The organism is Sphingosinicella microcystinivorans (genome assembly GCF_027941835.1).
Lineage (GTDB): Bacteria > Pseudomonadota > Alphaproteobacteria > Sphingomonadales > Sphingomonadaceae > Sphingosinicella.
Window position 1 is genome coordinate 132,594 of sequence record NZ_CP116005.1, and the last position, 7,757, is coordinate 140,350.

Genomic DNA, 7,757 nt, shown 5'->3' on the forward strand with positions numbered 1-7,757 from the left:
CCCTTCAGGGGAGGGGCTAACCGATCCCGTCCGGTCACAACCCGTCCGGATTCAGGCTGCTTGCGGTTCCTCCGCCGCCCCCGCGAGCCACGCATCGAGCGCCGCCGCCGCGAGCGGCTTCGCAAGGACGGGAATGCCGAGTGCGGCCGCGCGGCGCGGCGTTTCGGGGCTGCGATCCGCCGTGACGAGCGCGGCGCGCAGGCCGGGATGACGCGCGCACAGGCGGTCGATCAGCGCGATTCCGTCCATCGCGCCGCCGAGCTGGAAATCGACGAGCGCGACATCGAACGGGCCGTCATGGGCCAGCGCCGTTTCCGGGTCGTCCGCCGTCGTCACCTGATGCCCGCGGCTGGTGCCGAGCACGGTCATCGCCTCGCAGACGGCGCGGTCGTCATCTACGACGAGCAGGCGCAGCGGCGCAGCGTGCGCCACGTCGACCGGCGCGTCACCCGGCCGCTCAGGCAACGCCGTTTCAGCCGCATCGAAGGTCACGCTGAAACGGCTGCCCCTGCCCTCCACCGATGCGAGTTCGACCACCGCGCCGAGACGGCGGCAGGCGCGCTCGACGATGGCGAGCCCGAGGCCGACGCCTGCCTCGCCGCCGGTGCCGAGACGTTCGAATTCGCGGAAGATCGTGTCCCGCTTATCCTCCGGGATGCCCGGCCCGGTGTCGACGACGTCGATGCGGATGCGCCCGCCCCGCCGCCGCGCGCCGACGACGATGCCGCCCCGCGCCGTATAGCGCACTGCGTTCGACAGGAGGTTCTGCACGATCGAGCGGAGCAGCGTGCGGTCCGTCTCCAGCGCCGCGTCGATGCCGCCCACGCGCAGCGTCAGTCCCTTCTCCGCCGCCATCGGCTGGACCGTCTCCGCGACCTCGCGCAGCACCGCCTTCAGCAGGAACACCGTGATCGTCGGCTCGAAGCCGCCCGCGTCGAGCTTCGAGATGTCGAGCAGCGTCCGCAGCAATTGCTCGGCCGCGTCGATCGACTGGTCGATGCGTTCGACGAGCGCATGACCGCCACCGCTCACCTCGCGGCCGAGCGCGGCGGCGAACAGGCGGGCCGCGTGCAGCGGCTGGAGCAGGTCGTGGCTTGCGGCGGCGAGGAAGCGCGTCTTCTCGCGGGTCGCGCGCGCAAGCGCGACGTTCGCCTCGGAAAGCTCGGCGGTGCGCTGCACGACGCGGGTTTCGAGCTCGGCGCGCGACTGTTCGAGCGCCCTGCGCGCCTCCGCCTCCGCGGTGATGTCGGTGAAGCACATCACGTAGCCGCCGCGCGGCATCGGGCCGCCGACGGTCTTGATGACGCGCCCGTCGGGGCGCACGCGCTCGAAGCTGTGGCGGCTGCCGCGCCGCATGTGATCGAGGCGGCGGCGGACGTGGTCGTCCACCTCGCCGGGGCCGCATTCGCCGCGCAGCGCGTTGTGGCGGATGAGATCGGCGACCGGTGCGCCGACGCGCACCATGCCGGGCGGATAGTCGAACAGGTCGAGATAGCGGCTGTTCCACGCCACGAGATCGAGGTCGCTGTCGACCACGCTGACGCCGGGGTCGATGTGCTCGAGCGTCGCCGCGAGCAGGTCCTTCGAGAATTGCAGGCTGCCGCTGCTTTCATCGAGCATCAGCGCGACGTCGCTCGCCGTGAACGTCGCGCCCGAGAGCGCCGAGGCGACCAGCGCGCGCGCCGAGGGTGCGCCGACGACACCCGCGATCATCCGCTCCGCCGTCTGCGCGGCAGCGCGGCCGACCGGAACGCCCGCCGCCGGCGCCTCGCCGAACGCGGCCGCCGTCCGCTCCGCACCGACGAAGCGCTCGACGAGGCGGGCGAGGCCCGCGAGGTCGGAGACATGCGCGACGCCGTCGCCGTCCCCGAAATCGAACGAGACGCGCGCCGAGCGGATGCGCCGTGCCGCCACCAGCGCGTGGACCGCGATGTTGAGCCCGAGGCTCCAGAGCGTGCCGTGGACGAGCGGGCTGAGCCCGTCGATGCCGAGGAGCGCCGTCGGATCGGCCAGCGTCCCGGCGAGCGGCGCGATCCCTTCGGGTCCGACGACGGCGGGGACGAGAAGCGTGTAGGTCCAGAGCGCGAGGCCGGTCGACAGGCCCGCCTTCGCCGCCGTCGCATCGCGCCCGGCGCGGCCCACGGCGAGCACGAGGCTCGGCGCGAACTGCGCCATCGCCGCGAACGCGATCAGCCCGATCGCGGCGAGGCGCTCGCCCGCCGGGATGATCTGCGTGTAGACGAGCGCGCCCGCCATCGTCGCGATGATGACGATGCGCCGGATGGCGAGCATCACGCGCCCGAGGTTCGCCTCGTTCGCCCAGCGCGGGCTGCGCAGCAGCAGCGGCGCGATGAGATCGTTCGAGACCATCGTCGAGAGCGCGACGGATTCGACGATGGCCATGCCCGTCGCCGCCGAGAAGCCGCCGATGAAGACGAGGACGGCGAGCATGTCCGCCCCGGCGGCGAGCGGCATTTCGAGCACCAGCAGGTCGGCGCTGGCGCCCGCCGGCACCAGCGCGGTCGCGGCGAGGCCGATCGGAATGACGACGACGGAGGTCACGACGAGATAGGCCACGAACGGCAGGCGCGAGCGGCCGACATCCTGGACGGACGCCGCCTCGATGACCCCGATGTAGAACTGGCGCGGCAGGCAGACGATCGCCGCCATCGACAGCAGCGTGACGACGAGGAAATCCATGCCGATCCCGGCGGGCGCGAAATTCGCGCCGAGCGCCGCGATGCCGGACGCGCGCGCCGGCGCGTCGAGCCCCATGAACACCACCGCCGCGAACACGCCCGCCGCGACGAGCGCCGTCAGCTTCACCAGCGATTCGACGCCCACCGCGAACAGCACGCCGTCGTTGCGGCCCGCCGCCTCGTAGCGCCGCGTGCCGAACAGCATCGCGAACAGCGCCAGCATCGCGGCGGTGAGCCCCATGACGAGGCCGGGATTGCCGCTGCCCGTGAACTCGGCGAAGCTGGTGCCGACCGAGCGGAGCTGCAGCGCCAGGTACGGGATCGTGCCGAGCAGCGCGAGCAGCGTCACCAGCGCCGCGACCGTGCGGCTCTTGCCGAACCGCGAGCCGATGAAGTCGGCGATCGAGGTGGCGCCCTCGTCCTGCACGGTCTCCACCAGCCGTTCGAGGAAGCGCCGTCCGAACAGGTAGACGAGGATCGGCCCGAGGTAGATGGGCAGGTACAGCCAGCCCTCCGCCACTGCGCTGCCGACCGCGCCGTAGAAGGTCCAGCTCGTGCAGTAGACGGCGAGCGCCAGCGTATAGACCGGAATCCGGTAGCGCGGCTTCAGCCAGCGGCCGCGCCGGTTCTCCGCCCAGTAGGCAAGCGCGAACAGCGCGGACACGTAGACCGCCGCGATCGCGAACAGGACAAGCCCGTCCATATGGGCCAAACCTCCCCGGAATTGACCGGAATTTGAGAGGATTCACAGGGCAATGCAAGCAATGCTATGAAGCGCCATGCGCATCTTCACGATCGGCTACGAAGGAACGACGCAGGAGGCCTTCATCGCGGCACTGCGCGATGCCGGGGTCACTGTCGTCGCCGATGTCCGCGCGGTGCCGCTGTCGCGGCGGCCGGGCTTTTCGAAGAACGTGCTCGCGGCCAGCCTGCGCGAAGCCGGGATCGACTATGTCGGGCTGAAGGCGCTCGGCACGCCGCCCGCCGGACGGGAAGCCGCCCGCAAGGGCGACCACGACCGGCTCGCCGCCATCTACACGGGCCAGTTGCAGGAACCCGGCGCGATGGTGCAGGCCGCCGAACTCATCGAACGCGCCGAGAGGCAGCCGACCGCCCTGCTCTGCTTCGAGCGCGACCCGGCGTGCTGCCACCGCACGCTCCTCATCGAGGCGGTCATGCCCGATGCGGACGTGACGCATCTTTTCGCCTGATGCGCCGCACGGGCTGTCTCACACGGACCGTACCCGCCCCCTGGAAAACGTCTCTGTCACAATTGTGCGATTGCACGGTTTCCGATCGGGCGGCAAAGAGTCCGGAACAAGGCCGAATGGCCGCAAAAACGCCATCCGGGACAATAACGACCCGAGATGGAAAAACCCCTGGGCCGCGAGGTAAGTCGATGAAAAACAGTGAAAATTTACGATACAAAATAACCAAAACGGTATCAGAGATGGCTGGACGGGTGAGTATCGGTGATGAATATTCTGTATCAGAAGAAGAAAATTCAAAAAAACAATGTAACGGTAAAGCGAAAATGTCCTGGAATATGTACAATACTAATGGACGGCGTAAATATCTTACTGAATCTGAAACTATGGATTTTGTTAGATTTGCGAAACAAAAAAATAAAGATGTCTATGCTTTTTGTTGGTTGATGGCGGAAACCGGATGCAGAATATCGGAAGCGCTGTCTGTTACGACGGAGAGCATAGATTTCCAGGCCCGAATGCTCATTATAAAATGCCTGAAGAAGCGCGGTAAATCCGTCTACAGGGAGGTTCCTCTTTCCGAGGAGTTCCTCTCTTTCATGAAGAAGTGGCAGAAAGGCAAATCGAATGCTGAATCTGCTCTGTGGACATGGTCGCGCATGACTGCATACCGCCGCGTTTGCGAGGTGATGACCGGGGCGGGACTTACCGGAGACTATGCGACGCCGCGCGGACTACGGCACGGTTTCGGCGTTCGCGCCATCCAGTCGGGCGTTCCGCTCAATCTCGTGCAGCGATGGCTCGGCCATGCCGACATGAAGACGACGGCGATCTATGCGAGCGCGTCCGGGCCGGAGGAGCGGCAGATCGCGGCGCGCATGTGGCTCGAAGGGCGGAACGGGACGGCGGCGGCGCCTGCCGGCGGAAACGCACCGCGCAATAACAAAATCGAGTCCGTTGAACGGCTTGAATCGCGGGATTCCGCCGGAAATGTATCAATCGGGGCGGGTTCTCGAACGGTTCGGGCTCGCGCCGGGGTCAGGCTGCCCTGGACGCTCCGTTCCGCGGCGCGTTTAATTTATTGCCATCTGTTACGATATTGGTTATTTCGTCTCAAACCGAAGCGAAATGATTTTGGCGGGACGAATGGCGGACACGGCAGCAAGGTTCACGACGGTCGAGGCGGCGGCCGCGCATCCGGACATTTCCGTGGCCAGCGTCTTCCACTGCGCCCCGATCCTCATCGCGCTCAGAATCGACAATATCCGGTCGATCGCGAAAGCCTACGGCGAAGCCGCCGCGCTGGCGTCGCAGCAGCATCTTGAGGCCGCCGTCGCCGGGCTGGCGACGATGCACGTGGTCGACCGCGCGCTCGGCCGGCTCGACGCCGCGTTCGTCGTTCCGGGCAGCGCCGAACACTTCACCCGGCAGTTGCGTAGCGTACTCTGTTCGCCGATCCGGCATCTGGACATCCCTATTTTCCTGACCGTGTCCAGTGCCTGGTCGGCGGCGGCATTCCCGGGCGGGGCGGACGGCATAAGCCCCGCCGGGTTTGCCGCGCTTCACGACGCCCTCGGCGCCTCTCCGCCCGCATGTCCGGACGCCGCCCGCTATCGCCGCGACATGGCGACCGCCGCGCAGGTGTTCGCGGCTGCGGCGGAGGGGCGCCTGTTTCCGGCATGGCAGGCGGTGAGCGGCGAGAGCGGCATCCTCTATCACGAATGCCTGCTGCGCCTCGTCGGCGACGATGCGCCCGCGGTGAGCGACGCCATCGCGGCGCTCGAACGCACCGGCCTCGTGCGGGCGTTCGACCAGATCATGGTGTCGCTGGTGCTGGACGAGCTGGAGGCCGATCCGGACGTCCGGCTCGCGGTCAATGTCTCGGCCGCAAGCGCGGTGCTCGATTTGTGGTGGGACGACGCGCTCGCAAGGCTGCGCGCGAACCCCGCCGCCGCGCGCCGGCTCGTCGTCGAGATCACCGAGACCGCGGCCTTCGCCTCCATTTCCGGCGCCGCGCGCTTCACGTCCGCGCTGCGCGAACGCGGCTGCCGGATCGCGATCGACGATTTCGGCATGGGCTTCAGCTCCGTGCGGAGCGTGCTCGCCCTGTCGCCCGACTATCTGAAGGTCGACGCCTTCTTCCTGCACCGCGCGAGCCAGTCGGCACGCCACCGCAGCACGCTCGCGCACCTCATCGGGCTCGCCGGCACGCTTGCCGCCGGAGTCATCGTCGAAGGCGTCGAGACCGAGGCCGAAAGCCGCCTCGCCGCCGCGCTCGGCGCGGACTGGCAGCAGGGCCACTACATCCATTTCCCGTCCACGCTGCGCCCGTGGATCGCGCGCCGCGGCGCAGCCGCCGCGCCGAGCGGATTTGCATCCACATTGGCCGCATCCGGCGGAACAGGGTTTCTCCCCGCAAATTCGGCGCAGCGGTCGCTCGGACGGGCAGGATGAGGCGCGCGCGATCGTTGCGGCAGCGGTCCGAGGCGCCGGAATGGTTCCATCCCCGGTTCGACTCCGGGGATGCCGCGTCTATGCTTTCTCCCGCGAAGTCGAACGGCAGTCGCACAAAACAATAACAAATGCTGCTGGTGATCAATGTCTCCGTTACTCTACGAAGACCCCGTCCTTCTCCGGGGAGATTCGACCGTTCTTCGCACCGCGTTCACGCGGGACAGGATCCGCACCGCGAGCGTCGATCTTGATCTCGACTGGGCCGACACCGGCGGCGGCATCAATCTCGTCAGGGCAGGCGCGATCAAGGGCCTCTCCGGGCTCGGCGCCACGGCGGACGACGACCCGCTGCGCACGCGGATGAACGGCTCCGCGTCCTTCCTCAATCTCACGCTCTACGCGCAGCGCTATCAGCCGGTCGCCGCGCTGGCGGGCGGCGATCTCGGCGTCGTCGCCAAGGGCTCCGGCCAGTGGGCCGCGACCGATGCGCTGCTGAGTGCGGCGGAATGCAGCTACGGCGGCGCGGGTTTCGGGCGCAGCTACGACAGCGGCACGGTGAGCGCCGATCATTGCCTGATGGGCGGGCTGGAAGCGCGCTGGCGCCGCGCCGTGACGACACCGGCCGGCAAGGTCGGCCTCGGCGTCCACGGCTTCGTGGACGGCGGCTTCGGCTGGCAGAAGGGCCGTCTCGATACCGGCGAGGCGCGCCGCCATTCCGCGTCCTCCGCGGGCGGCGGCGTCTCGTTCCAGATCGGGCCGCGCCTCACCGCGCTCGCGGAAGCCGCGCGCGGCCTGTCCGGCCCCACCGACCGCAAATGGCGCGCCAACCTCTCGATCTCCCTCTCGCTATGACCCTGAGCAAGGACCGACCCATGATCGCCGCGCCCGCCATCCTCCTCGCCCTCGCCGCCGCCGCGCCTGCGGCCGAAACGCCGAAGACGAACGTCCACGGCGACTGGGTCGTGCAATGCACGAAGCAGGCGGACGTGCCGCCGTGCGAGATCGCGCAGGCGGCGACGTCGAAGGGCACGGGCGAGCAGATCATGCGCATCGCCTTCGCCTATCGCGGCAGCGGCGAGCGCTATGCCGTGCAGATCCGCCTGCCGCTCGGCGTCCGCCTGTCGCAGCCGCCGCTGCTGCGCCTCGACGGCGGCACCGATCTCGAAGGCTACGGCTACACGCGCTGCGACGCGGGCGGCTGCTACATCGAGCGCCTGCTCGGCACGCCGGAGATCACGCGCCTGCGCGCGGCGAAGACAGGCGTGCTCGCCGTCCTCGGCAGCGACGGCAAGCCGATGGTGCTGCCGCTCTCCTTCAACGGATTCGCCGAGGCGCTCGACGCCTCCGCACTTCAGAACACGGCGTGGGCGAAGGCCGCCAATCGCTGAGAGAACAA

The 7,757-nt window shown here is 68.5% G+C and carries 6 protein-coding genes; 5 read left to right on the forward strand and 1 reads right to left on the reverse strand.

From position 1 onward, the window contains the following. Positions 1-51: 51 nt before the first annotated feature. Positions 52-3,402 (reverse strand): PAS domain-containing hybrid sensor histidine kinase/response regulator, encoded by a 3,351-nt coding sequence (locus tag PE061_RS00615; RefSeq protein WP_271257312.1) that lies wholly within the window; start codon positions 3,400-3,402, stop codon positions 52-54. A 76-nt stretch (positions 3,403-3,478) separates the two neighbouring features. Between PE061_RS00615 and PE061_RS00620 the strand changes: the two genes are divergently transcribed. The 5 genes from PE061_RS00620 to PE061_RS00640 all read left to right on the forward strand — a co-directional run bounded on the left by PE061_RS00620 (position 3,479) and on the right by PE061_RS00640 (position 7,749). Next, positions 3,479-3,910, forward strand: a complete 432-nt coding sequence (locus tag PE061_RS00620) for a DUF488 family protein (RefSeq protein ID WP_271257313.1) — start codon at positions 3,479-3,481, stop codon at positions 3,908-3,910. 188 nt (positions 3,911-4,098) lie between these two features. Further along, complete coding sequence (locus PE061_RS00625) at positions 4,099-5,232, forward strand: tyrosine-type recombinase/integrase (RefSeq protein WP_271257314.1); 1,134 nt, start codon at positions 4,099-4,101, stop codon at positions 5,230-5,232. 298 nt (positions 5,233-5,530) lie between these two features. Further along, a complete protein-coding gene (locus tag PE061_RS00630; protein WP_271259096.1) occupies positions 5,531-6,361 on the forward strand; it encodes an EAL domain-containing protein in 831 nt (276 codons plus the stop codon). A gap of 144 nt (positions 6,362-6,505) precedes the next feature. After that, positions 6,506-7,213, forward strand: coding sequence for a ShlB/FhaC/HecB family hemolysin secretion/activation protein (locus PE061_RS00635; RefSeq protein WP_271257315.1), 708 nt, complete (start codon positions 6,506-6,508; stop codon positions 7,211-7,213). Positions 7,214-7,233: 20 nt separating this feature from the next. Continuing rightward, positions 7,234-7,749 (forward strand): invasion associated locus B family protein, encoded by a 516-nt coding sequence (locus PE061_RS00640; RefSeq protein WP_271257316.1) that lies wholly within the window; start codon positions 7,234-7,236, stop codon positions 7,747-7,749. Positions 7,750-7,757: the final 8 nt, after the last annotated feature.

Excerpts from the sequence above, each read along its gene's own strand:
- PE061_RS00615 (WP_271257312.1), bottom strand. The coding sequence starts at position 3,402 with ATGGACGGGCTTGTCCTGTTCGCGATCGCGGCGGTCTACGTGTCCGCG.
- PE061_RS00620 (WP_271257313.1), top strand. The coding sequence starts at position 3,479 with ATGCGCATCTTCACGATCGGCTACGAAGGAACGACGCAGGAGGCCTTC.
- PE061_RS00625 (WP_271257314.1), top strand. The coding sequence starts at position 4,099 with ATGAAAAACAGTGAAAATTTACGATACAAAATAACCAAAACGGTATCA.
- PE061_RS00630 (WP_271259096.1), top strand. The coding sequence starts at position 5,531 with ATGGCGACCGCCGCGCAGGTGTTCGCGGCTGCGGCGGAGGGGCGCCTG.
- PE061_RS00635 (WP_271257315.1), top strand. The coding sequence starts at position 6,506 with ATGTCTCCGTTACTCTACGAAGACCCCGTCCTTCTCCGGGGAGATTCG.
- PE061_RS00640 (WP_271257316.1), top strand. The coding sequence starts at position 7,234 with ATGATCGCCGCGCCCGCCATCCTCCTCGCCCTCGCCGCCGCCGCGCCT.